The organism is Nocardia sp. CA-119907, from assembly GCF_050955995.1.
In the GTDB taxonomy this organism is placed as follows: domain Bacteria; phylum Actinomycetota; class Actinomycetes; order Mycobacteriales; family Mycobacteriaceae; genus Nocardia.
Window position 1 is genome coordinate 4,170,962 of the sequence record NZ_CP192091.1, and the last position, 25,572, is coordinate 4,196,533.

The window sequence follows — 25,572 nt, forward strand, 5'->3', positions numbered from 1 at the left end:
GACATGTCAGACACGGACAACGGCGCGGCGCGCGTGCCGGTAGCGATCGTCGGAATCGGCTGCCTGCTACCCGGTGCGCACACCCCACGGCAATTCTGGGACCGACTGCTCGACGGCGCGGATCTGCGCACCGAGGGCGGCGCGGACATCTTCGGGATCGACCCGGCCACCACCGGTGGCTGGGGTGATCCGGAGCACGAAATCACCGCCACCCGGGGCGGATTCGTCACCGAACCGGCGATCGACACGAGCGGCCTGCGGGTTTCGGCCGAGCGGATCGATGGTTTGGGGCGGGTGGTGCGCTGGCCGTTGTACGTGGTCCGGCAGGCATTGGCCGATGCCGGTATCGCCGAGGACGACGCGGTGCTCGCCCGCACCGGCCTGGTACTCGGCAACTATTCCTTCCCGACCGAACGCTCCGTTGACCTGTGCGTGCCGCTGACCCGGCGCGCGGTCGCCGAGGGTCTGCGGGCGGCCGGACTTCCACTGCCGGACAACGGAGTCCGTCAGTGGGAGCCGGAGGTTCCGGTCGAATCGCTGTGGCCCTCGGGCCTGCCGACCACCGTGGTCGGTGATGCCTTCGGCCTGGGCGGGCCGCGGCTGGCGCTGGACGCGGCGTGCTCGTCGGCGCTGTACAGCATCGGGCTGGCCCGCGACTATCTGGCCACCGGCGCGGCCGATGTGGTGCTGGCAGGTGCCGTGTGCGCGCCGGATCCGCTGCTCATCCACCTGTGCTTCTCGGATCTGCGTGCCTTCCCGGAGAACGGTGTCAGTCAGCCGTTCCGCGCCGATTCCAGCGGCATCGTCACCGGCCAGGGTGCCGGTGTGGTGGTGCTCAAGCGTCTGGCCGACGCCCAGCGTGACGGCGACACCATCTACGCGGTGGTCGAGTCCATCGGTCTCGGTAACGACGGTTCCGGCGCGCACCTGCTGGCTCCGAATATCAACGGCCAGTTGGCCGCCTACCGCCAGGCCTACGACGGCGGCGTCGATCCGGCGGCCGTCGACTACATCGAATGTCATGCCACCGGAACCCCCGTCGGTGATCCGATCGAACTGCGCGGACTCGCCGAATTCTTCGGCGCGAATGTGCCTTTGCTCGGCTCCGTGAAGGGCAATGTCGGCCACCTGCTCACGGTCGCGGGCTTCACCAGCCTCATCAAGGCGATGCTGGCCATGCGCCACGGGGTCATTCCCGCAACGCCCGGTGTCGGCGACGCGATCCGACCGACCGGCGCCCAGTCCGTCGCCGACCGCATTGTCACCATCAATCAGCCTTGGCCGCAGCGTGATTCGGCGCAGCGCCGCGCTGGTGTCTCGGCCTTCGGCTTCGGTGGCACCAATGCCCACCTCGTCCTGGCTTCGCCGCCCGAGTCGAACCTCGCTGCGCCGGTTCCGATCGACGCGCCGGACGCCGCCAACAGTGTCGAGCTGCCTCGAATGTCGGTGTCCGGAATGGGAATTCGGATCGGTGCGGTGGCCGGGACGAACGCCCTGCGGCGGACCATCCGGTCCGGACAACCCGCGCTGGTGCAGCGGCCCGAAGGCCGTTGGTACGGCACGGAACAGGTGGGGATCGCCGAACTCGCCGACGAGCGGGCCGCGGGCTATGTCGACAGCGTCGAGGTGGATATCCGCGCCTATCGACTGCCGCCGGCCGAACTCGCGCAGATGAATCCGCAACATCTGCTGTTCTTCCAGGCCGCCGAGGAGGCCCTGGCCGAGGCCGGGCTGACCGGCAGCGGGCGGGACCAGGCCGGGCGCCGGGTGGCGGTGGTGGTGGCCATGGAGATGGAGCCGCGTTCGCACGCGCATCGCGCTCGCTTCGATATCGGAGCCCAGGTGCGGGCCGAATGTGCCAGGGCCGGTATCGAACTGGGGCCGGAGGAGTTGGACCGGCTGGAGGCCGCGGTCCGGACCGGTGTGCACGATCGGATCGGCGCCAATGAGGTGCTCAGCTATATCGGCAACATCATGGCCAGCCGGATCGCCTCCGCGCACAACCTGACCGGCCCCGTCTTCACCATCTCGGCCGATGCCACCGGTGGCGCCCGAGCCCTCGAGGTGGCCGGCCTGCTGCTGCTCGATCCGAGCGTGGAAGCGGTTCTCGTCGGTGGCGTGGAACTGGCGGCCGGAGTGGAGAATACGCTGGTCCGGAGCGTCCTCGCCGAAGGCGACCACCCGGATCTCGGTGATGGTGCCGCCGCCCTGGTGCTGCGCCGCTCCGATGGCGCCGATCCGGTGACCATCGACCACATCACCACGCACCGCGGCGATCGCGGGCTGCGCGAAGCGCTCGAAAAGAGCTATGCGGCAACCGGTGTCACGCCCGACGACGTCGGCTACCTGGAACTCGCCGGCTCGGTCTCCGGCCACCACCTGACGGCGCTGTCCGAAATCTTCCCGGCGCGAGCAGGTGACATCGCGAGCTGTGCCCTCGGCAATCACGTCGCCCTGACCGGCGACGCACAGCAGGCCGGAGTGCTCGCCGGCGTCGTCAGCGCTGTCCTCGCCCTGCGCCACCGCGAACTGCCACCGGCCCCCGCGGCGCTGCGCCGGATCGCCGATGACGCCGCGGAACTCGATGAGTCCGCCCTGCACCTGCTGGACGCTGCGGCGAGCTGGCTCGCCATGGCACGCGACCGCCGCCGGATCGCCGCGGTGCACGCGATCAGCGGCGCGAGTGCCGCCCATATCCTGCTCTCGGCGGCTCCCACCGCCCTGCCGCATTCCGAGGAACGAACCTCGGATGACTCGGTTTCGGCTGTCAACGGGTCTGTTGGTGCACCTGCGCCGGTCGCCGACTGGGTGGGCGGCGGTGGACCGCTGCTGATCCCGCTGCACGGTGATACCGGTGCGGCGCTGGCCACGCGGGCCGAAGCATGTCTCGATGCGCTGGATGCGGGTCTGGATCCGGTCGAGCTGGCGCGCGAATGTGTGGCCGCTTCGCGGTCCGGGACCTACACCGCGGTCGTGGTTGCCGCGGATGGCGTCAAGCTGCGCAAGGAACTGGAGGCCGCCGCGCGATATCTGCCGGAAACCATTGCGGCGGGCGGGGAATGGGCCACCCCGGCGGGCAGCTTCTGCACCGCGCGGCCGGTGGGACCGGACGCCCGGATCGCCTTCGTCTACCCGGGCGCGTTCACCGCCTACCCGGGAGCAGGACGCGAATTGTTCTCGCTGTTCCCATCGCTGCTCGCGGCCTTCGAGCGGGAATCGGAACAGCCGTGGGCCGAATACAAGCATTCGGCGCTGTATCCGAGTGCGCCGCGCGGGATCGACCGGACCGCGCTGATGCGGCACGAGGGCGAGCTCATCGAGTCGATTCCCACCATGCTGGCGATCGGCACCAATGCCGCGGTGCTGTCGACGCGGCTGCTGCGGGATTCGCTCGGCATCCGGGCCGACGGTGGCTTCGGCTACAGCCTGGGGGAGAGCAGCATGCTCTTCGCGATGGACGTCTGGGACGCCGCGGTGCGCGATGACGCCGCGCTGCGGAACTCGCCGCTGTTCGTCGACCAGTTGCGCGGCCCGAAACGGCTGATCCGCAAGCAGTGGGGGCTGCCGGACGCGCTGGCCGACCGCGAGGTCTGGACCACCCAGGTGCTGCTGGCCCCGGCCGATGCGGTGCGCGCGGCCATGACCGACCTGGACCGGGTGTACCTGACCCATGTGAATACCCCGGGTGAGGTCGTGGTCGCGGGTAGTCCGGCCGCGGTGCGGGAACTGATCACCCGGCTCGGCTGCAAATCCGCCAAGGCGCCGGCGAACCACGTTATGCACTGTGCCGCAGTCGAATCCGAACGCGCCGCCTTCGCCGGACTCAACAGCCACCCGCTCGGTCATCCGGCTGCGGGCCTGGAGCTGCTGTCCAGCTACGACTACGACCGGGTGGATCCGTCCGACCGCGCGGTCATAGCCGACCGGATCGCCGAAACCCTCTGCAGCACCGTCGACTTCGCCCGACTGGTGAACAACGCCTACGACCGCGGGTTCCGGGTGTTCGTCGAGGTCGGCCCCGGCGCCACCTGCACCCGCTGGATCGGTGAAACACTCACCGGCCGCGACCATATCGCCATCGCCGCCGACCGGCGCGGCATCCCGAGCGGCATCGCGCTGGGACAGGCGCTGGCCCGGCTGGTCAGCCACGGCGTCGCCGTGCGCCTCGACCTGCTGTTCCCGGCCCCCGAAGCCGGCGCCGCCCAGCCGAGGTACCGCATCGCGGTGACCTGCGGAGGGGAATCGGTGGTCGACCGGGTCGCCGCGGGCACCGCCCCGATCCTGGCGGCGGCGAAGCAGGCGGCGGCGCACACGACGGTGGATCCGGTCACCGTCATCCCCGCGGTCCCCATCGTGGATCCGGATCGGATCATCATCGAGGGAGAGCCGTTCGTGTACCTGCCCCGTCGCGCTGCCGCCGAACAGCCCGCACCGCAACCAGTTCCGGTCGGCGCCCCGGCCGCCGCGCCGATCGCTCGCGTCGCCGATCCGCTCGACACCGCCCGTGCCCTGGTGCTGCGGCCGATGAGCCATAGCGTCTCGCAGGCGCACCGGTCCTTCCTGCGCGTCCACGGCGCCCTGGTACAGCGCAGCCTGGACGACCTCGAGGCGGGACGCGGCTTCGCGCCCCCGCCGACCGAATTTCCCTCCGCCGCAGCGAAACCGGAGCGCCCGGTGATCTGGGATGAGGCGGCGCTGCTGGAATTCGCGAACGGCAAGGTGGCCAATGTCTTCGGCCCGGAGTTCGCCGAGATCGATACCTACCCGGTGCGGGTGCGACTGCCCGAGCCGCCCTACCACTTCGTCACCCGGGTCACCGAATTGCGGGCCACCACCGGCGAATACGTGCCGTCGGCGATAACCACCGAATACGACGTGCCGAAGGGTGCCTGGTACTCGGTGGACGGGCTGGTGCCCTGTGCGGTCACCATCGAGGCCGGGCAGTGCGACCTGCTGCTGGTCAGCTACCTCGGCATCGACTTCCGCAACAGGGGCGAGAAGGTCTACCGGCTGCTCGACAGCGAACTGGTCTTCCACGGCGGCCTGCCCCGCGAGGGCCAGACCCTGCGCTACGAGATCAAGATCGACCGCTTCGTCTGGAACGGCGACAGCCTGCTGTTCTTCTTCAACTACCGGTGCTTCGCCGACGGTGTGCTCATCCTGGAGCTGCTGGATGCTTGCGCGGGCTTCTTCTCCGCCGCCGAACTCGAGGATTCCCTCGGCGTGGTCTTCAATGCCGCCGATCGCAAGCGCCGCGAGTCGATGACCAAGACCTGGTTCAAGCCGCTCGCGCGCACCGACCGGACCGCCCTGACCGCGGCGGATCTCGAACTGCTCGCCGCCGGACGTCCGGCCGAGGTCTTCGGTCCGGCCTGGGACCAGACCGCCGATGGCTCGAATCGCTCACTGCGCCTGCCGGATCGGATGCTGCGGATGATCGACGAGATCACCGCGATCGACCGGCTCGGCGGCCCGCGCGCCCTGGGCGAGTTGACCGCGGTCAAATACCTGGACCCCGAGGGCTGGTACTTCAAGTGCCACTTCACCGGTGACCCGGTGCTGGCCGGATCCCTGGTCGCCGAGGGCGGCGTGCAGTTGCTGCAGACCTATGCGCTCTACCTCGGCCTGCATCTGGTCCTGCCCGATGCCGAATTCCAGTCGGTGCCGGGGCTGAAGACCCAGGTGAAGGTGCGCGGCCAGATCACCCCGAAACAGGCCAGCATCCGCTACCACGTGGAGATCACCGAGATCACCATGCTGCCGCGTCCGACGATCATCGCCGACATCATCGTCTACGACGGCGATAAGGCGATGATCAGCATGCGCAACTTCGGCGTTCAGGTCCGGGAGAAGCCCGGCACGCCGTATCGGCCCGAAACCGGCGGTGTGCCAGCGTTTCTGGGCCGCCGCAATGCGGCGGGGCAACCGGCGTTCATCAACGAACTGCATCTGGCGCACGCGGCGAAGGGCGACCTGGCCACCGCCATGGGCCCGGAGTTCGAGATCTACGCCGACCGCAAGGCGCCCTATATCCCCAACGGCGACTTCCGATTCGTCGACCGCATCATGAAGTTCGGCGGTGTGCGCGGTGAGCTCAAAGCCGGGGCCACCATGGAGACCGAATACGACTGCCCGCCGGAGGCCTGGTACTTCCACGAGAACGCCTTCCCCGGCATGCCGAACTGCGTCTATATGGAGTCCTCGCTGCAGGCCGCCATCCTGCTCGGCTACTACCTCGGCGCCAGCCTGGCCACGCCCGATCAGGAACTCAATATCCGCAACCTGGACGGTAAGGCCACCGTCGTCAAGCAGATCGACCTGCGCGGCAAGACCATTCGCCAGCACACGACGATGCTGTTCAACCAGATCATGCCGGGTACCTCGCTGCAGAAATTCCGCTACGAGCTCTTCGCCGACGGCGAGCTGTTCTACCACGGCGAGTCCATGTTCGGTTATCACACCGCCGAGGCCCTCAGTAATCAGATCGGCCTGGACAATGCCAAATACGTGGCGCCCTGGCTCGATCAGCAGGGCGAACTCGCGCCGGGCCGAGTGCGCACGCTGGCGGTGCGCACCGAAGACAGCTGGTTCACCCGCCCCGGCCTGCGGCTGGCCGATGGACATCTGCGGCTGATCGACGAGGTCGACGTCGTCGATGACGGCGGCACGCACGGGCAGGGCTATCTGCGCGGCTTGCGCCGAATCGACCACGACGACTGGTATTTCGAATGCCACTTCTATCGCGACCCGGTGATGCCCGGCTCGCTCGGCGTGGAGGCACTGATCCAGGCACTGCAGGTCTACGCGATCGAGATCGGTGCGGGCGACGGCTTCACCGACCCGGTGTTCGCGATGCCGCTGGATGTCGAAATGGTCTGGAAATACCGAGGACAGATTCTGCGCACCGAGGGCCCGATGACCTTCGACCTGCACGTCAAGGAGGTGCGGCGAGCCGACGATCGGGTGCTGGTGATCGCCGACGCCAATGTGTGGAAGCCGGGAATGCGCATCTATGAACTCGCCAACGTCGCCGTAGAGGTTCACGAACGCAGAGAGGACGAACGATGAGCATTACTGTCGGAACTGAGCGGGATACCGCGGATTACGCCGTCGATCCCATTGTCCACCACAGCCAGGACGGCTTCTACGAGACGTTGACCGCCCTGCACCAGCCGGTCTACGTGGTGCGTACCGCGCACGGCACCGGTCTGAGCACCACCCGTCCCGATGACGATGCCTCGGTCATCGCCGCGATCGGCCCGCTGCCCGCCGATCAGCTCGGCTCCGCCGCCTTCCGCGCCTGCCACGGCGTCCGCTACGCCTACATGGGTGGCGCGATGGCGGGTGGTATCGCCTCGGAGGACTACGTGATCGCGCTGGCCCGGTCCGGTTGTCTCGGCTCGTTCGGCGCGGCCGGGTTGCTGCCCGAACGCGTGGAGGCCGCGCTGCAGCGATTCGCGGCCGAGATTCCCGGATTGCCCTACGCCGCCAACCTGATTCACAGCCCGAGTGAGGAGGAGCTGGAACGCGCCGCGGTCGAGCTGTTCCTGAAGTACGGGGTGCGCTGTGTCGAGGCGTCGGCGTTCATGGACGTCACCGCGCATATCGTCCGCTACCGGGTGGCCGGACTGGCACGCACCGGCGATGGGCGGGTGCTCATCGCGAATCGGGTGATCGCCAAGGTATCCCGGGCCGAGGTCGCGGAGAAGTTCATGCGTCCCGCACCGGCCGCGATCGTCTCCGATCTGCTCGGTCGCGGGCTGATCACCGCCGAACAGGCCGAGTTGGCCAAATTCGTGCCGCTGGCCGATGACATCACCGCCGAGGCCGATTCCGGCGGCCACACCGACCGCCGCCCGCTGACCACACTGTTCCCGTCCATCCTGCGCCGCCGCGACCAGGTGCAGCAGGATCTGGGTTATCCGGTGGCGGTTCGGGTGGGCGCGGCCGGCGGTATCGGCACCCCGGTGGCCGCCGCGGCCGCCTTCGCCATGGGCGCCGACTATGTGGTCACCGGTTCGGTCAACCAATCCTGCTTGGAGGCGGGCACTTCCGACGAAGTCCGGCATCTGCTGGCGGCGGCGGGCGTCGCGGATGTGGATATGGCGCCCGCGGCGGATATGTTCGAAATGGGCGTCGAGCTGCAGGTGCTGAAGAACGGCAGCATGTTCGCGATGCGGGCGAAGCGGCTCTACGAGCTCTACCGCACCTACGACGGTCTGGACGTGCTGCCGATCGCCGAGCGGGCCCGGCTGGAACAACAGATCCTGCGCCGCTCGGTGGAAGATGTCTGGCAGGACGTGGTCGCCTACTTCACCCGCCGCGATCCGGACCAGCTGACCCGGGCCGCCGACGATCCGAAGCGCAAGATGGCCCTGGTCTTCCGCTGGTACCTGGGCATGGCCTCGCGCTGGGCCGTGGTGGGTGAGGCCGATCGCGGCCTGGACTACCAGATCTGGTGCGGTCCGGCCATGGGCAGCTTCAATGAATGGGTGCGCGGTTCTTACCTGGCCGCCACCGAGAACCGCCGGGTCGCCGATGTGGCGCTGAATCTGCTGCACGGTGCGGCCTTCACCACCCGCATCCAGCAGCTGGCCGTGAACGGCGTGCGGGTGCCGCGCGGCTGCGCCGACTACCGTCCGGCACCGCTGGCCGACGACTCCGGGGGCGCGCGGTGACCACCGTGGAAAGCCGCGCCGCCGCCACCGATCTCGGACCGTATCCGGCGGCGGCGGCCCTGGAGGCGGCGTTGGGAGATCCAGGGGCACTGGATAATTCGTTCGGATTCGCGGCCATGCTGGCACGCGCCGAACGGGATGCCTTTCCCGATGGGCTCGCCGATATCGCCGGACCGCTGCTGCGGATGTCTTATATCCCGGCCGAGTACGGCGGCGATCTGATCACCTACGACCAGACCCTGATGCTGGTGCGGGTGGCCGCGCGACGTGATCTGACCATCATGCCCGCCACGATGATCGACATCACCGCGACACTGTGTGTGCTGCTCGCCGGTTCGCCCGAGCAGCGCGATCAGGTGGTGCGGCTGTTGGGTTCGGGCCAGTCCATCGGATTCGCCTTCTCCGAGCCCGAGCACGGCAGCGATCTGCTCGCCAATACCTGTGCGCTGACCCCGGATCCGGTGACCGGCGGCTGGCTGCTCGACGGCGAGAAATGGCTCACCGGATTCGGTAAGCGGGCCGGCGCCATGCTGGTGATCGCGCACACCGGCGGACGTGGTCCGGCCGCGTACTCGATGGCGCTGGTGCACGATCCCCTGCGGCAGAGTTCGGCTCGCTACCGGCTGCAGCGTCCGGCGGGCATGCGCGGCACCGATTTCGCGCATTTCCACTTCACCGATCTGCCGGTGGCCGACGACGCGATCGTCGGGCGGATCGGGCGGGGGATGGAGACCGCGATGCGCGCCATGCAGGTGGTCCGGGCCACCAGCGTGGGCGCCAACCTGGCGGCGGTCGATTCGGCGCTGCGGCTCACCCTCGAGTTCGCCGGGCGCCATGTGGTCGCGGGCCGCCCGGTCGGCGAGCATGCGCTCAACCGACGCGAATTGGGTACGGCCGCGGGGGCCTTGCTGGCCAGCGATGCGGCCGCACTGGCCTGTGCGCGTGCGATGCACACCTTCCCCGCGGCGCAGAGCCTGTGGTCCGGCCTGCTCAAAGCGGTGCTCACCGAGCTGTCCACCGAGGCGTTCACGCGCTGTGCGGATGTGCTCGGCACCCGCGGCGTACTGCGTGAGGGGCCCGAGGGCGCCTTCGACGTGCTGCGCGCCGATAATGCGGTGGTTCGCTACTTCGATACCAGCCCCACCGCGAATCTCCGGTTGGTCGCCATGCAGTTGGGCCGGTTCGTCGAAGCCGGTTTCACCGCGGCGCAGGACGGCGCGCTCGAATTGCTCTCGGACACTTTTGATCTCGACGCCACCCTGCCCCCGCTGGATTTCACCAACCTGACGTTGTCGGCGCGCGGGCTCGAGGTCGTCACCGGCGGATTCCCGGTGGCCGCGGCGGGTATGCGCGCCGTGCTCGGCGCGGCCCGTCCGTGCACCGGCCGGGCTTTGGATCTGGTCGACCGGCTGGAGCAGGCGCTGGCGGCGGCGCGCGCCGACATTACCGGTCTGACCGAGCTGTCCACCTCCGAACGCGCTACCGCGACAGTGGATCTCGCCCTGCGCATCGCCTACCTGCACACCGCTGCGGCGTGTGTCCAGCTGTGGTGGTTCAACCGGGCCCGGTCGCTCTACGGCACCACCCCGGGATCGGTCGACTGGCTGCTCCCGGCACTGGCATTACTGCTCGACCGAGCCGACTGCCGTACCGCCCGATTGCCGATGGCGCTGGCGGACAACGCATTCGACGTGATCGCCCGGCTACACCGGGACCGTCGGCTGTTCACCGCGCGGCCGCTCCCGCTCGCCACCGAGGAAGGAACCGAACCGTCATGACCGTGCAGTACGTGACAGAGCTGGCCGAGGAGCTGGAACGCTACCTCGGCGATCCGCACGATCCCGCGAATCAGATGTCGTTCCAGCGCATTCTGCGCTGTGACGAGCTCGAGGAGTTCCCACACGATCTGCTCGGCCTGCTGCAGCGCTGGGCACTGCACGAATACTGCCTGCCCGCCAAGTGGGGTGGCCGCGCCGGTGACGTCGAGACCGGATTTTCGCTGCTGCGCCTGGTCGCCCGCCGCGACCCCACCACCGCCGCCGCCCTGATGCTCACCGACCTGGCATTCATGCCCACCTGGATCGCGGGCACCGATGAGCAGCGGACCCGGCTGGTATCGCAGATCAACAATGGCGCCAAGCTGGCGTGGGGGCTGTCCGAGCGCGCCCACGGCAGCGATGTGCTCTCGAATGAGATGCGGGCCGAGAAGGTGGACGGCGGCTATCTGCTGACGGGGGAGAAATACCTCATCGGCAATGCCACCCTGGCCGATATGGTGACCGTGCACGCCCGCACCGGCGAACGCGGCGGACCGGGCGACTGGTCCATCTTCCTGGTCGAAAAGCGGCTCGGCCCTGCGGGCGCGGTGCGGGAGCTGCCCAATGAGCGGCTGCACGGGCTGCGCGCGCTCGATCTCAGCGGCATCCAGCTGGAGAAGTTCTTCGTCCCCGACAGCCATCGCATCGGCGCCGAGGGCCAGGGCCTGGAGATGGTGCTCAAAAGCGCCCAGGTGGCGCGCACCACGATCAGCGGGCTGGCGCTCGGTGCGGTCGATACCGCGTTGCGGGTCACCTGCGACTTCATCGTGACGCGGGAGATCTTCGGGCAGAAGGTCGTCGACTTTCCCTATACCCGCCGCCAGATCGCCGAGAGCTTCGCCGATCTGCTGCTGTCCGAAGCGGTGGCCACCGGCGCCGTGCGCGGACTGCAGGCCACGCCCGAGCAGATCGCGGTCGATTCCGCCATCGTCAAATATTTCGTGCCGACCTCGCTCGAGCGCACCATGACCCAGCTGTCGGAGGTGCTGGGCGCCCGGCTGTACCTGCGCGACCACCCGCACTACGCGATCTTCCAGAAGATGCTGCGCGATATCGTGGTGTCGGTATTCGCCGACGGCAATACCGTGGTGAATCTGAAATCCGTTGGCGCGCAGCTCGAGCAGATCCTGAGCGCGGCCAATTCCGCGACCGTCGAACAGCGGTCCGCCGCGGCGGACAAGGTCGCGCGCAGCTACGATCTCGACGCGAAGCTCGACGAGTGGCAGCCCGCCCAGCAGCAGCTGTTCAGCCGGGCCGGTGATGCCGCCATACTGGCTCTGCCGCAGGCGATCGCGGATCTGCGCGCACTCGCCGGAACCCGCGAAGGTGAGCAGCGGAGCTGGTTCGAACAATCGGCCGACCTCGCCGAACGGCTACTCGGTGAACTGGACCGAATCCTGCTCGAACAGCAGCGGGCCAAGCAGACCCTCGGCCGCGGCTACGGCGCCTCCGCCGAAATCTACCGGCTCGCCGAACAATATTGCGCACTGCACGCGGCCGCCGCACTGATCCACCTGGTCGTGCGTTCGGCAGCGGTGCTGGCTCCGCCGTTCCCGGACGGTGCGGTGCTGCTGCTGTGCCTGGAGCGCATCTGGCGCGGCTTCCATCCGGCGGACCCGGTCACCGACGCGGTCGTCGTGGACCGCGTCATGACGGTGCTGCTGGACCTGCACCGCGACCGGAAACTCTTCTCGCACTGGCAGTTCCAATTGCGGGCCAGCGGCGAGACCACAGCCTGACCACTATCTCGGACGTAACACCCTGGAAGGACACATTGTGTACTCGATGAATTCGCGGCACCAGACGGCCGCACCCGCGGACGTCTGGGAGGTGCTGCTCGACTGTGAGTCCTTCCCCGACTACATGGGCGGGGTCAACGAGGTGGAAATCCTCGAGGAAGACGGTCCGCGCCGCACGAGCAGTTGGGTCGTCGAGCTCAAGGGCTCCGAAATGGAGTGGGAGCAGGAGGATCTGATCGATGCCGAGCGGCATCGCATCGAATTCCGGCAGACCGATGGTGATCTGCAGAGCTACCACGGCTACTGGCAGCTCCACGAGGACGGCGCGGGCGGCGAACTGGAGCTCAATGTCGAATTCGATATCGGGCTGCCGCTGGTCGCCGAGATGATCCATCCGGCCATCGCCACGGCGCTGGAAGGCTATGCGAACTCGATCGTCACCCGGGCCGCACGGTGAGGGAATTGCCATGAGCGACATCAAGACTCGCGGTGCCAAGGATATTGCGAAGGCCACCTTCAAACAGGTCAAGCGCCACTTCTCGCCGTCGATGGCGCTGGCCGGCAAATTCACCGGTCAGGGTGCCGTCGAGGATTCGGCCAGCGGCAGCCGGGTAACCCTGTCCGACGGGCGCACCGTGCTGGACTTCGGTTCCTATGCCGTCGCGCTGCTCGGTCACCGCAATGCCGCGGTGGTCGAGGCGGTCCGTGCACAGCTGGATCGGATGCCGACCTCGACCAGGTCGGTGCTGAACCCGCTGCCCGGGCAGGCCGCCGAGGCTGTAGTGGAATATCTGGCCGCCGCCGAGTTCGGCGGTGATGATGCGCCGGAACTGTCCAAGGTGTACTTCGGCTTGAGCGGTGCCGACGCCGTCGAGGCGGCCACCAAGCTGGCCCGGCTGGCCACCGGCCGCAGCACGGTACTCGCGGTCGAGGGCGCCTACCACGGCAAAACACTGGCTGCGCTGGCGCTCACCCACCACGAGCGGTTCAAGGGCAATTTGGCTCCAGTGCTCGGCAACACCGTGCACATCGATCCTTCCGACCCGGACGCGGTTTCCCGTGCACTGGCCGAAAACCGCGTCGCCGCACTGATTTTCGAGCCGGTGCAGGGGGAGAACGGGGTTACGCTGCTGGATCCGGCGATCCTGTCGCGCTGGTGTGCCGACGCGCACGCGCACGGAGCATTCGTCATCGCCGACGAGATCCAGGTCGGATTGCGCCGCTGCGGTGACCGCTCGGTCGCCCTGGCGCACGGGTTGCCGGTGGACGCGGTGCTGCTCGGCAAGGCGATCGGCGGCGGTGTGGTGCCGGTCTCGGCACTGGTCTGCACCGAGGCGCTGTACGCCCCGCTGACCGGGGATCCGGTGCTGCACACCGCCACCTTCAGCGGATATCCGCTCGGCGTCTCGGCCGTGGCCCCGGCGCTGGCCACCATCGAAGCCCATGTCGCCGACGGGGTTCGGATCGCGCGCGAAATGGCCGAGGGGCTGGCGCTGCTGGTCGCCGACCACGACACCGTCGTCACCGCGGTGCGCGGGCGGGGCCTGCTGTGGGGGCTGGACTTCTGTTCACCCGAGTTCGCCGGTGAGGTACAGGTCGGGCTCGCACAGCGCGGCCTGGTCGTGTCCACCTGCCTGAGCCGACCCGAAGTGCTGCGGCTGATCCCGCCGATCATCGCCACCTCCGACGATGTCGCGGAGGCGCTGTTCCTGCTGCGCGGCGCGATCGAGCAGGCCGCCGCCGCCATCGACCCGACCCGACCCGGATTGGACGCATCGTCATGACATCGCTCGAAATCGAGGGCGCGGCCGAACAGTTGGCCGCCGACACCGAACTGGCCGCCGATATCCAGGGCTTCACTCCCGCGGTGCGCGCGGCCTCGGTGCGAGACGTATTCCTCACCGGCGCAACCGGCTTCCTCGGAGTGTTCCTGCTGAAGGAACTGCTGGACCGGGGACGGACCGTGCACTGCCTGGTGCGCGCGGCCGACGTCGACAGCGCCCTGGCGCGGTTGACCGCCAACCTGGACATCTACGAGCTGGCCGAAACCATTGCCACCGACCGGATCCGGGTGGTGCCCGGTGATGTGACGCTGCCCAAGTTCGGACTATCCGACGGCGATTACGCCGAGCTCGCGGATCGGGTCGAGGCCAGCTACCACACCGCGGCGAAGGTCAACTTCCTCACGCCCTACAAGTGGCTGCGCAAGCAGACCATCGCGGGCACCCACGAGATGTTGCGCTTCGCCTGCGCCGCGACCGCGCCCCTGCACCATGTGTCCACGCTCGGCGTCTTCGCCGGGGACGCGGATTCGGATCCGCGCGGCGAATCGGATCCCACCGGACCCGCCGCGGATATGCCGCTCGGATACACCAAGAGCAAATGGGTTGCCGAGCAGCTGATTCTGGAGGCCGATCGGCGTGGTGTGCCGATCACCATGCACCGGCCCGCACAGGTGTGGGGTGACTCGAAATCCGGCGCCTGCCAGAAGAACGACTTCGTCTGGCGCTTCATCACCGGCTCCATCCAGGCCGGGGTATATCCGCGCAACTTCCGGCTGAAGATGAATCTGGTTCCGGTCGACTACGTGTGCGCGGCCATCGCCGGGGTCACCGCCCAGGATGCCGCGCTCGGCGGGATCTACCACCAGATCGGACCCGCGGCGATCGATTCCGAGACCATTCTCGGTTTCATCCGCTCGGCCGGATTCGAGATCAAAGAGGTCAGCATCATCAAGTGGCTCAAGGCCATCTCGGCCGATGTCACCAATGCGATGTTCCCGCTGATCCGGACCACCATGCTGATGGAGCGGCAGGAACCGCTGCTGTTCACCGACCATCTCACGCGCCGCCTGCTCGACAGCACCGGGATCGAGTGCCCGAATATCGACGAGCGGCTCTTCGGCACCTACGCCTCGTTTTTCGTCCGGCACGGGCACCTGCCCGCGCCGGTCGCTTTCGCCTGACCGGCTACTGACAGGAGTACCGCGATGTCCGCGCCGACCACATACCCGACCAGCAGAACCGCGCACCATCCGGCGCGTTTGCGGGAGACCGATCCGCGGCTGACCCGCCGCGAGTCCGTGATCGCCGAACTGGCGGCCGACGGTAAGTCCAATCGTGAGATCGCAGTGCTCCTGTTCATCTCCGTCCGCACGGTCGAGAACCACCTGCACCGTATCTACAGCAAACTCGGCATCCACAGCAGGCTCGATCTCACCTCCGGCCGTTGACTAGTTTGTTAGTGATCACTAATCTTTCCTCAAGGAACTCCTGACCCTCGAAATTGGAGGTTTCCGCCATGGCCGCGGAACGATCCGCTCTCGGCGAACTGCTCCGTCCTATCCGCGCTCGCGTGCGTCTAGCCGTTGCCGCCCAAGCCATTTCGTCCGTTGCCGCGGTGGTGCCCTTCATCGCCGTTGCCGAGCTGGGGCGGGTGCTGCTCGAGAACGGGCCCGATCGGACCCGGCAGGCGTGGACGCTGACCGCCGTCGCCGCGGGCGCGCTGCTGGTGCGGCTGATCTTCCTGCTGGCCGCGGGCGCGCTCACCCACTTCGCCGACGGCGAGCTGGCCCTCGACATCCGCCGACGGCTGGTGCGCAGGCTCGGCGAGGTGCCGATGAGCTGGTTCTCCGGGCACAACTCCGGCACGGTCAAGAAGATCGTGCAGGATGATGTGGCGGCGATGCACCACCTGGTCGCGCACTCTGTGCTGGAGCTGACCTCCGCCGTGGTGCTGCCGGTCACCGCGTTGATCTACCTGTTCTGGGTGGACTGGAAGATGACCTTGGTGACCATTGCTCCGCTGGTGATCGGGCTGAGTCTGTACAGCGTCACCATGGCCGGAATGGGTAAGCACCTGCCCGAATACGACCGGGCGATGGGCCGGATCAACGGCAGCGCAGTCGAATTCGTGCAAGGCATCGCCGTGGTCAAGACCTTCGGTCAGGCCAAACGCGCGCACGGCCGATACGCCAGCGCCGCAAGCGATTTCGCGGACTTCTTCCTGGGTTGGGTGAAGTCGACGCTCATCTCCAAAACCGCGGCCGAGATCGTGCTCTCGCCGATCGCGGTGCTGGCGACGGTGCTCGGTGGCGGGGCCTGGTTCGTCACCCGGGGCTGGTTGGCCGCCGCGGATCTGCTGCCGTTCGCGCTACTCGGGGTCGGACTCACCGCGCCGATCCTGGCACTGTTCTATGCGAGCTATGAACTGCGCTTCGCCAAGGAGGCGGCGGCGCGGGTCACCGAGGTGCTGGACACCGCACCCCTTCCGGTGGTCGACTCCCCGAAGTTGCCCAGCGGCAACGCCGTTCGCTTCGCCGAGGTGTCGTGCTCATATGACGGTGAGACGGAGGTGCTCAGCGGCATCGACCTGGAGTTGCCGGTGGGCACGGTGACCGCGCTGGTGGGCCCGTCCGGATCCGGTAAGAGCACCCTGGCCACGCTGCTGCCGCGATTCCAGGATGTCACCGGCGGGGCGGTCAGCGTCGGTGGTGTGGACATCCGCGAGATGGCGCCCCAGGAGCTGTATCGTCGCGTGGCGTTCGTATTCCAGGATGTGCGGCTGGCGCAGGATTCGATCGCGGCGAATATCCGAATGGCCCGGCCCGACGCGTCGGAATTCGAGGTGCACACCGCCGCGCGGACGGCCCGCATCCACGACGAGATCCTGGCGCTGCCGCGCGGATACGACTCGGTCATCGGGGACGACGCGCGGCTGTCCGGCGGTCAGGCACAGCGGCTTTCGATCGCACGGGCTCTGCTGGCCGATGCCCCGATCATCGTGCTCGACGAGGCCGCGGCCTACGTCGATCCACAGTCCGAGGCCGAGGTGCAGGACGCGCTGTCGGCACTGACCGGTGCCAAGACCGTGCTGATGATCGCGCACCGACTCGCCACCGTCGTCGAGGCCGACCAGATCGTGGTGCTCGACAACGGCGCGATCGCCGAGCGCGGGACCCATACCGAATTGCTTGCCGCCGAGGGCCGCTACGCCCGGATGTGGCGGGCGCACGAGAATGCCGGGGGCTGGCGGAACCGGCAGATGGAAAGGACCGGGGCATGATTCGGAAACTGCTCGCGGTGGTCGGCCCGGAACAAGGGGCGGCGCTGCGCAAAATGCTCGCGGTCCTGGTGATCGGCGCGGTGCTGCAAGGTCTGGCCTTCGCGCTGCTGGTGCCGATTCTGCAGGCGCTGCTGGGTTCGGATCCGGATTCGGTGTGGCCGTGGCTGTGGACCCTGTTCGGGGTGGCCGCGCTGTACGCACTGGCGTACTACGTCAGCATGGGTATCGGCGCGCAGGTCGGTGCGGCACTGGCGAAGACGCTGCACACGCGCATCGGTGACACGGTGGCCGGGCTGCCGCTGGGCTGGTTCGGGCCCGAACGGGTGGGGCAGCTGGGGCAGTTGGCCACCAAGAGTGTCATGGACATCATGGGTGTACCGGCGCATCTGCTGCGGCCGATGGTGACCACATTCGTCACGCCGGTGACGGTCGTCGTGCTGATGTACGTCTTCGATTGGCGACTGGCGCTGGCCGCGACGCTGACCATTCCGGTCATCATCGCGGTCTATCGCTGGAGTGTGTCGCTGAGCCGGACCGCCGACGAGCTGCGCACCGCGGCCAATGCCGAAACCGGCGGGCGGGTGGTGGAATTCGCGCAGCTGCAGCCGGTGCTGCGGGTATTCGGCCGCGGCGCGGAGACGCTGGATGACACACTGCGCACCCAATATGAGACGTCGCGCAAGGTACTCGTCACCGGTGTGCCCGGGCTGGTCGGCTTCACCCTGATCGTGCAGGCCGCATTCACCACGATCCTGGTGTACGGCACCTATCTGGCCCTCGGCGGCAGCCTCGAGGTGCCGACCCTGCTGGCGGTGCTGGTGCTTGCGGTGCGGTTCACCGAGCCGATCGCCGAATTCGCCATCCTCGGATCCACCTTGCGCACGGCGGAATCCGCGCTGGACCGGGTGCGCGAGCTGGTCGTCGAACGGCCGCTGCCCGAGCCGTTGCAGGCCCGGGTGCCGCAGGGCAATGCGGTGCGCTTCGAATCGGTCGGCTTCGGCTACGGCGAATCCACTGTGCTGCACGATGTTTCGTTCACCGCTCCGGCCGGCCGGGTCACCGCGCTGGTCGGGCCGTCCGGATCCGGCAAAACCACCATCGCCCGCTTGATCGCCCGATTCTGGGATGTCGACGACGGTAGCGTGCAGATCGGTGAGGTGGATGTGCGCCAGATCGACCCGGCCGAGCTGATGTCGCGCATTTCGATTGTCTTCCAGGACGTCTACTTGTTCGAGGACACCATCGAGGAGAACCTCCGGCTCGGTCGCCCCGGCGCCACCGATGCCGAAGTCCGTGCGGCTGCTGCCGCCGCCCGAGTCGACGAGATCGTCGAACGCCTCCCCGAGGGCTGGGCCACCACGGTCGGCGAGGGCGGTTCCCGTCTCTCGGGCGGTGAGCGGCAACGAGTTTCGATCGCCCGCGCCATCCTGAAGGACGCCCCGATCGTGCTGCTGGACGAGGCGACGGCAGCGCTGGACCCGGAGAACGAACAGGCCGTGCAGCAGGCGCTGAGCGCGCTGACCGCGGACCGGACGGTGCTGGTGATCGCGCACCGCCTCAATACCGTCGCGGCCGCGGACCAGATCCTGTTCCTGGACAATGGCACGATTGTCGAGGCGGGTACGCACGACGACCTGTTGGGCGCCGATGGCCGTTACGCGGCGTTCTGGGCACAGCGCCGCCGCGCCACCGAATGGAAGGTCGGGGCACTCAGCTGACCTTCCGACGCAGTCGTCCCGCCGACCGATCCGGGGTCGGCGGGACGACGTGCGTTCGGGCCGTCACCATTCGCTACGACAAGTTGGCCCTGACCTGCCGCGCCGGATTCGCCCTGGCCCTCGTCGTCGAATGGCTCAGGTCATCAGGAGATACGACCTGGGCATATCCCGGACGGCCGTAACCGTATGCAAGGCAGCCATTGCCGAAATCGGTTGGAACATAGCGATATTCGGCCGCTGTAGCCGTTTCAGATGGCGCCAGGCCAAGTGTTGCCATAGCCGTACCCGTTGTTGCCGTTGCTGTACGGAGCATTTGCGTAGCTGGTTCCGACGCCATGCCAAGGGTCGCTATTGCCGTGCCCGTTGTTGCCGTTGTCGTACGGAGCATTTGCGTAGCTGGTTCCGACGCCATGCCAAGGGTCGCTATTGCCGTGCCCGTTGTTGCCGTTGCTGTACGGAGCATTTCCGTAGGCATAACCCGTGGCGTGCGTTGCCTGAGCCGATGGCGCCGCGGGCAACTGCTGAGATTGTGCCCCGGCGATCCGCAACTGGCTGTAGCCATCCGGGGTCATTAGTCCGAGCGCAATCATGCGCTCGACAGTCGGATCTTTAGTGGTCACGCTGGCCCGGGTCGTGTCGTTCGACGAGATCTGTCCGATGGCCGTGCCGATTCCGTACAGCGTGGGCGGCGTGCCGAGCGTATTGGGAACCGACATCACCAGTGCGACGACAAAGTAGTTGTTGCGCGGCACGGTCAGCTTGGCGGTCTCGCCGGGCATCATCGGCACAATCAGGCAATCGCTGAGATTCTCCCGCACATGGAGCGACACAACCACCGCCAAGCTGGTGCGCCCGGACCGCTGCCGGTGGTATCGGACCGTGAGATCGACATCGCTGGTGACGACGCCCGGTCCCGCGAGATTGTGCCGTTTCTCCCCGGTGCGCGAGCCGAGGTCGGCGGATGCGGGCACCGGCGGCTCGTACGCTCGCCGCCAACGGCTCACCAGTTCGGCGGCGCCCTCCTCACCGAGGCGACTCCCGAACCCTGTGGCGATCGCCGCCAATATCATCCCCCCGACGCCGAAAGTCGGATCTGCCATGGCTGCTGGCCCCCAATCGAATGCCGATAACCTCGTCCGGCACGACCGGACGCCTCGATAACGCACGGCAGCAGAGCAACGTTCCGCCTTTGCCTGCAGCGTTGCCGAGCTGTTAGGTATCCGAGGTCCGTGGTCGGCGTCGAAAACCTCGCCGCGGCCGGGTCGTGCGGCGCGGGCGGAGGCAGCCTGGAACAGGGTGGCGCCGGAGTTCGTGGTTTGCCGTTTGGAGAGGCGTTGTCGCCGCGCATGAAGCGGTCGCTGATCAAAAGACTATGGGCCCGCCGCCATCGCATTCGGTGCGTTGGCGGCGGGCCCAGGTAGCCGGATGTGGCAGCCGGGTCAGCGGGACCGCAGGACCTCCTCGAGGTAGCGGGCGATATCGGTGATCGTCGGGTAGTTCCAGAGCAGGGTGGCGGGCAGCGGAATGCCGAGGTGGCGTTCGAGATTCGCGCGCAGGGCGGTGGCGAGCAGGGAGTCGATGCCGGATTCGGTGAGGGGGCGGTGCGGGTTCAGATCGTCCGGTGCGGCGCCGAGCGTGGTGGCGGTGCGGGTGCTGACCAGATCGAGGAGGTAGTCGGTCAGTTCGGAACCGGACAGCTCGGCCCAATCCGGTTCGGCGGATTCGGTTTCGGAGGTTTCCAGGACCAGCTCATCCAGCAGCGCCGGGCGCGGGCCATGATGGTCGCGGAGCACGGTCAGCGCGACCTGCACCGGGGAATTCGCGTGGGCCAAGGCGTCGTCGAGGATCGTGAGCGCCTGCTCGGCCGTCAGATCGGCGGTGCCGCGGGCGGCCAGTTCGAGATCGGTCGCGGCCGCCGAGGTGGACATGCCCAAGCCGCGCCAGCTGGTCCAGGCCAGGCTCACAGTGTCCCGATGGCCGGCGCGACGGCGCTGCACCGCGAGCGCGTCCAGGCATGAGTTGGCGGCGGCGTACGCGGCCTGGCCGGGCAGTCCCAGCAGTGGACCGGCCGAGGAGAACAGCACGAGGAAATCGATGCTCCCGGGTGGGAACAGTTCGTGCAGCACCCGCGCGCCATACACCTTGGGGCACATGACCTTTCGCAGCACCTCGGGATCGAGGTCGGGCAGCATCGCGCTGTCCACCGTGCCCGCCGCATGGACGACACCGCGCACCGGCGGCAGATCCAATGCGGTGAGTGCGGATTCGGTGGCCGCGCGATCGGTGATATCGACCGCGATGGTCCGCACGGTCACACCGGCATTCTCCAGCCGCCGCACCACGGTCACCCGCTCGTCGTGATCGGACCATTCGGCCCTGGACGGCAGCGGCCGCCGCCCGAGCAGCACGATGCGTCGGGCTCCGCGCTCGGCCAGATGTTCGGCGACCAGCAGGCCGAGCGCTCCCAGTCCGCCGGTGATCAGATAGGTTCCGTCGGGACGGCAGGCGAAGGCCGCATCCCGCTCGCGCTCGGCCGCCACGATCCGCTGTCCGAAGACCTCGCCGTCGCGAACCGAGACCACCGGATCGGCGATACCGGCTTCGATAACCCTGCGTGTCACCGTATTCGGATCGTCATCGGCGGACACATCGATGACCGCCCGGAAGAAGTCCGGATGCTCACTCGCGGCAACCCGACCCATGCCCCACAAGGGTGCCTGTGCGGTATCGCCTTCGCGGACCCCGCGCGTCAATGCCCACAATCGCGGCCGTCGCTCCGCCGGAACCGCGCCCACTCGTCGCACGACGGCGGCGAATGTCGCGGCAGCGTCGAACGGCGTCCCCACCGGCGGTGCGAATACCACGTTCGCACCGCGTCCGGCATCGACCAGCCTGGTGTCGTCCGCGGATTCGACCACGACGATCGAGGTGTCGGCGATCGGCGAGGTGTCGGCCACGGGCTGCCAACTGAGGTCGAAGCGGGTCACGGGCAGGTGGAGGTCATCGGATGCGCCGGGAGTGGCGGTGAGTTCGGCGTAGCGCAGTCCGATGAGTATTGCCGTCGAATCATCGCCAGCGACAACGACATCAACGGTTGTCGGCTGGTCGGGGTGGAGTTGGACGGCGATATCGGCGCGCCGCGGTGCGGGGCCGGTCAGGGTGACGCGGTCGATCTGGGCGGGCATGCGCAGCGTGGCGGGACCGGGGAAGATGACCGATGCCATCGACAGGGCGGCGTCGAGGACGGCGGCCCAGCTGCGGTCGAGATCAGCGGTGGCGGTGGCGAACAGGGTGGTCTCGCCCTGCCGGAGGGTCTCGATCTGCCACGGATAACCCATATCCGCAACGCCCAGTTCCGCCAGGCGATCGACGACGAAATTCGGGTCGAGCGATGAGTTGGCTCGGGTCGCAGCATTGTCGAGCACGGATCGGTGGTCCGAGGCGGAAGCCGATCCGATACGCGCCAGAGTGTGAGTCGCCCATGCGGTGTCGTCCGCGCCGAGGGGGCGCGAGACGATACGCAGGGCGGTGCCGTCGCGGACGACCTGGAGCTCGCGGGTCTGCGCCGGATCGGGTACCACCACCGGCTGTTTCAGCTGGACCGCCACCAGTTCGGTGGTGCTTCCGGCGGTGCCCAGGGTGTTCAGCAGCACGGCGGCCGGGGTGATTTCGGTCCCGAGTACGGGATGCCGACGTGGATACGGGCGGGTACGGAAGTCGAGGGTGGTCCGCCACAGTCGGACCGAGGTGCCGTGGACCGCGCTGTATGCGCCGAGCAGGGTATCGACGGGAGATTCGACGCGCGGCGGACCGTCGACCCAATGCCGCTGGTGTTGCCAGGCATTCGTGGGCAGATCCAGCAGCCGACCGGCGGGTGCGGCCGCCGACCAGTCGATGTCGATGCCGCGGCAATGCAGGGCGGCGAGCGAACGCAGCAGGGTCGCCTGTTCGGCGGTATTGCGCCGCAGGGTCGGGAGGACGAGCCCGTCATCGATTCCGTTGGCGGACAGGGTTTCCAGGATCGAATGGCTCACCACCGGGTGCGCGGAAACCTCGACGAAGACCCGGTGCCCGTCGGCGATCGCGGCCGCGACGGCCTGGTGGAAGCGCACCGGCGCACGCAGATTCGTGGCCCAGTATCCGGCGTCCTGCGGCGGTGCCGAGCGCGGGTCGTCCACCGCCGTGACGTAGCGCGGTACGGCGGCAGGGGAGGGGGCGAGATCGGCGACGGCGATCGCGAGATCGGCGGCCAGCGGCTCCATCTGGCTGGTGTGGAAGGCGACATCGGAATCGACTCGGCGGATGGTCCAGCCGAGTTCGGGCCAGGCTGCGGCGAGCTCGTCGATGGCGTCGACCTCGCCCGCCACCACGGTCGAGGATGGCGCCGCGCAGATCGCCGCCTCCGCATCGGTGCGCGTACCCAGCTGCGTGAGCACATCGTCGAACGGCTGGTCGACCATGATCATGGCGCCATTGCCCGCCACCTTGCGCAGCAGATTGGAACGGCGGCAGGCCAGCAGTGCGCCCTCGGCCTCGGTCAGCACGTCCGCGGTCACCGCGGCGGCGATCTCGCCGACGGAATGTCCGATAATCGCGCCCGGACGCACACCGTAGCGCCGCCAGACCGCCGCCAGTCCGAGCTGCACGGCGACCAGCATGGCCTGGATGACATCCACCGAGTCGAATCGGCCGCTCTCCAGCACCCGGCGCGGCGTCAGCCCCATCTCCTCGCGATAGATCGGCCCGATCCGATCGATCACTTCCGCGAAAACCGGTTCGGCACAGAGCAATCCCCGGCCCATACCCAACCACTGCGCGCCGTGCCCGGAAAAGACCCACACCGGATCGCCCTGGTGTCCGATCAGCTCTCCGACGGCGACCGACCGTTCGGTGCCGCCCGTGGCCAGTGCGGTCAGCCCGGTGACGAGTTCGGCGCGATCGGCGGCGACGACACCCGCGCGGACCGTGAGATGTCCGCGCTGGCGTGCCAGCGTATGTCCGAGATCGCCGAGTTCGGCGGATTCGGCGAGAGGCAGCAAGCGCGCCGCCTGGGCGGCGAGCCCGGCCCGCGTCGCCGAGGAAATCGGATAGATCCAGGATCGGTTGTGCCGCACCGGCTCCGGTGCGATCTCGATGCCGGGTTGCCCCGCACCGGCACCGTGCCGCGGCGCTTCTTCCAGTACGACATGCGCGATCGTCCCGCCGTAGCCGTAGCTCGCGACACCCGCCGTGCGCGGCCGGTCCACCCGCGGCCACGGCACGGCCTCGGTGACCACCCGCAAACCATTATCGTGCCAGGGGATTTCGGCCCTGGGTCCGGAGACCACAACGGTCGGCGGAATGATCTGCCGCGTCAGCGCGAGCACGGTCTTGATGACCCCCGCGATCCCGGCCGCCGCCTCGGTGTGCCCGATATTCCCCTTCACCGAACCGATGAGACACGGTGCGGCTCCGTCGGCCCGACGTCCGAGCACCGCGGCGAGTGCCGCCGCCTCGATCGGGTCGCCGACCTTCGTGCCCGTGCCATGCGCCTCGACGTAGTCCACCTCGCGCGGATCGACCCCGGCAGCGGCATATGCCCGGCGCAGCAGGTGCTCCTGCGCCGAACTGGACGGCGCCATAATGCCTTCGGTGCGTCCGTCCTGATGGACCGCGCTGCCGCGGATCACCGCCAGCACCCGATCATTGTCGAGCCGCGCGTCCGAGAGTCGCTTCAGCACGACGATGCCGCATCCCTCGCCGCGTCCGTATCCGTCGGCCGCGGCATCGAAGGGCTTGGAGCGTCCGTCCTTGGAGATGGCGCCCGCCTGATCGAGCACCGTGGTCAGCCCGGGGCCCGCCATTACCATTACCCCGCCCGCCAGTGCGAGCGGCGTCTCGTGCCGCAGCAGTGCGGCGCAGGCTTGGTGCAGCGCCACCAGCGAGGAGGAACAGGCGGTATCCACGGTGAGACTGGCCCCGCGCAGGTCCAGCGTGTACGAGATGCGGTTGGCCACCGCGCACGGTGCGGCGCCGATACCCGTCCACGCCTCGACTTCCGGCAGCTCTTCCAGCAGCCTGCGGCCATAGTCGTCGGCGCCGACGCCCATGAATACCGACGCATCGGTCCCCGCCAATGTGTGCGGTGGAATTCCGGCGTGCTCCAAGGCTTCCCAAGCCACTTCGAGCGCGATCCGCTGCTGGGGGTCGAGCTGGCGGGCCTCGGTGGCGGAGATACCGAAGAACCGGCCGTCGAATCCGGCGATATCGGTGAGGAATGCGCCGCGCGGAGTGACGCGCGTGAGCACCGCGGCGTGTTCGCGCGAGTGGGCGCGCTGGGCCGCCCACCGATCCTCGGGTACGGCGTCGGCCGCGCACCGCTTGTCGAGCAGGAATTGCCAGAGTTCGTCCGGTGAACCCAGATCGGGAGCGAAGCGGCAGCCGAGCCCGACGACGGCGATCCGGTCGTCGGCGGTGGTGTCGTCGGCGGTTGTGGTCACAGGGGCAGTGGGCTCGTACACGAGAAGGTCCTCACCGATTGTGCGAACGGCGGTGCCCGCACCGGCGATCCGCAGAC

12 protein-coding genes are annotated in these 25,572 nt (G+C 68.2%); 10 read left to right on the forward strand and 2 right to left on the reverse strand.

Annotated elements, in window-relative coordinates:
* The first annotated feature begins 3 nt into the window (after nt 1-3).
* The 10 genes from ACQP2D_RS18270 to ACQP2D_RS18315 all read left to right on the forward strand — a co-directional run bounded on the left by ACQP2D_RS18270 (nt 4) and on the right by ACQP2D_RS18315 (nt 19,016).
* Complete coding sequence (locus ACQP2D_RS18270) at nt 4-7,068, forward strand: beta-ketoacyl synthase N-terminal-like domain-containing protein (RefSeq protein ID WP_433684881.1); 7,065 nt, start codon at nt 4-6, stop codon at nt 7,066-7,068.
* Nucleotides 7,065-8,678: a PfaD family polyunsaturated fatty acid/polyketide biosynthesis protein gene (locus tag ACQP2D_RS18275; protein WP_433684882.1), complete on the forward strand. Its 1,614-nt coding sequence runs from the start codon at nt 7,065-7,067 to the stop codon at nt 8,676-8,678. The genes ACQP2D_RS18270 and ACQP2D_RS18275 overlap by 4 nt, the downstream gene beginning before the upstream one ends.
* A complete protein-coding gene (locus ACQP2D_RS18280; protein ID WP_433684883.1) occupies nt 8,675-10,456 on the forward strand; it encodes an acyl-CoA dehydrogenase in 1,782 nt (593 codons plus the stop codon). The genes ACQP2D_RS18275 and ACQP2D_RS18280 overlap by 4 nt, the downstream gene beginning before the upstream one ends.
* Nucleotides 10,453-12,234: an acyl-CoA dehydrogenase family protein gene (locus tag ACQP2D_RS18285; protein ID WP_433684884.1), complete on the forward strand. Its 1,782-nt coding sequence runs from the start codon at nt 10,453-10,455 to the stop codon at nt 12,232-12,234. Before ACQP2D_RS18280 ends, ACQP2D_RS18285 begins: the two co-directional genes overlap by 4 nt.
* Nucleotides 12,235-12,280: 46 nt before the next feature.
* Nucleotides 12,281-12,691, forward strand: coding sequence for a type II toxin-antitoxin system RatA family toxin (locus tag ACQP2D_RS18290; protein WP_433684885.1), 411 nt, complete (start codon nt 12,281-12,283; stop codon nt 12,689-12,691).
* Between the two features lie 10 nt (nt 12,692-12,701).
* Nucleotides 12,702-14,018 carry an aspartate aminotransferase family protein gene (locus ACQP2D_RS18295; protein ID WP_433684886.1) on the forward strand — a complete coding sequence of 439 codons (1,317 nt, stop codon included), beginning with the start codon at nt 12,702-12,704 and terminating at the stop codon, nt 14,016-14,018.
* Nucleotides 14,015-15,199: a thioester reductase domain-containing protein gene (locus ACQP2D_RS18300; RefSeq protein ID WP_433684887.1), complete on the forward strand. Its 1,185-nt coding sequence runs from the start codon at nt 14,015-14,017 to the stop codon at nt 15,197-15,199. The genes ACQP2D_RS18295 and ACQP2D_RS18300 overlap by 4 nt, the downstream gene beginning before the upstream one ends.
* A gap of 24 nt (nt 15,200-15,223) precedes the next feature.
* Nucleotides 15,224-15,466, forward strand: coding sequence for a helix-turn-helix domain-containing protein (locus ACQP2D_RS18305; protein ID WP_433684888.1), 243 nt, complete (start codon nt 15,224-15,226; stop codon nt 15,464-15,466).
* A 68-nt stretch (nt 15,467-15,534) separates the two neighbouring features.
* Entirely contained in the window at nt 15,535-17,298 is a 1,764-nt protein-coding gene (locus tag ACQP2D_RS18310; protein ID WP_433684890.1) for an ABC transporter ATP-binding protein, read from the forward strand.
* A complete protein-coding gene (locus ACQP2D_RS18315; protein ID WP_433684891.1) occupies nt 17,295-19,016 on the forward strand; it encodes an ABC transporter ATP-binding protein in 1,722 nt (573 codons plus the stop codon). The genes ACQP2D_RS18310 and ACQP2D_RS18315 overlap by 4 nt, the downstream gene beginning before the upstream one ends.
* A gap of 248 nt (nt 19,017-19,264) precedes the next feature.
* Here the strand turns inward: ACQP2D_RS18315 and ACQP2D_RS18320 are convergent, their stop codons facing one another.
* A complete protein-coding gene (locus ACQP2D_RS18320) occupies nt 19,265-20,080 on the reverse strand; it encodes a hypothetical protein (RefSeq protein WP_433684892.1) in 816 nt (271 codons plus the stop codon).
* Between the two features lie 375 nt (nt 20,081-20,455).
* Nucleotides 20,456-25,495 (reverse strand): type I polyketide synthase, encoded by a 5,040-nt coding sequence (locus ACQP2D_RS18325; protein WP_433684893.1) that lies wholly within the window; start codon nt 25,493-25,495, stop codon nt 20,456-20,458.
* Between the last annotated feature and the right edge of the window lie 77 nt (nt 25,496-25,572).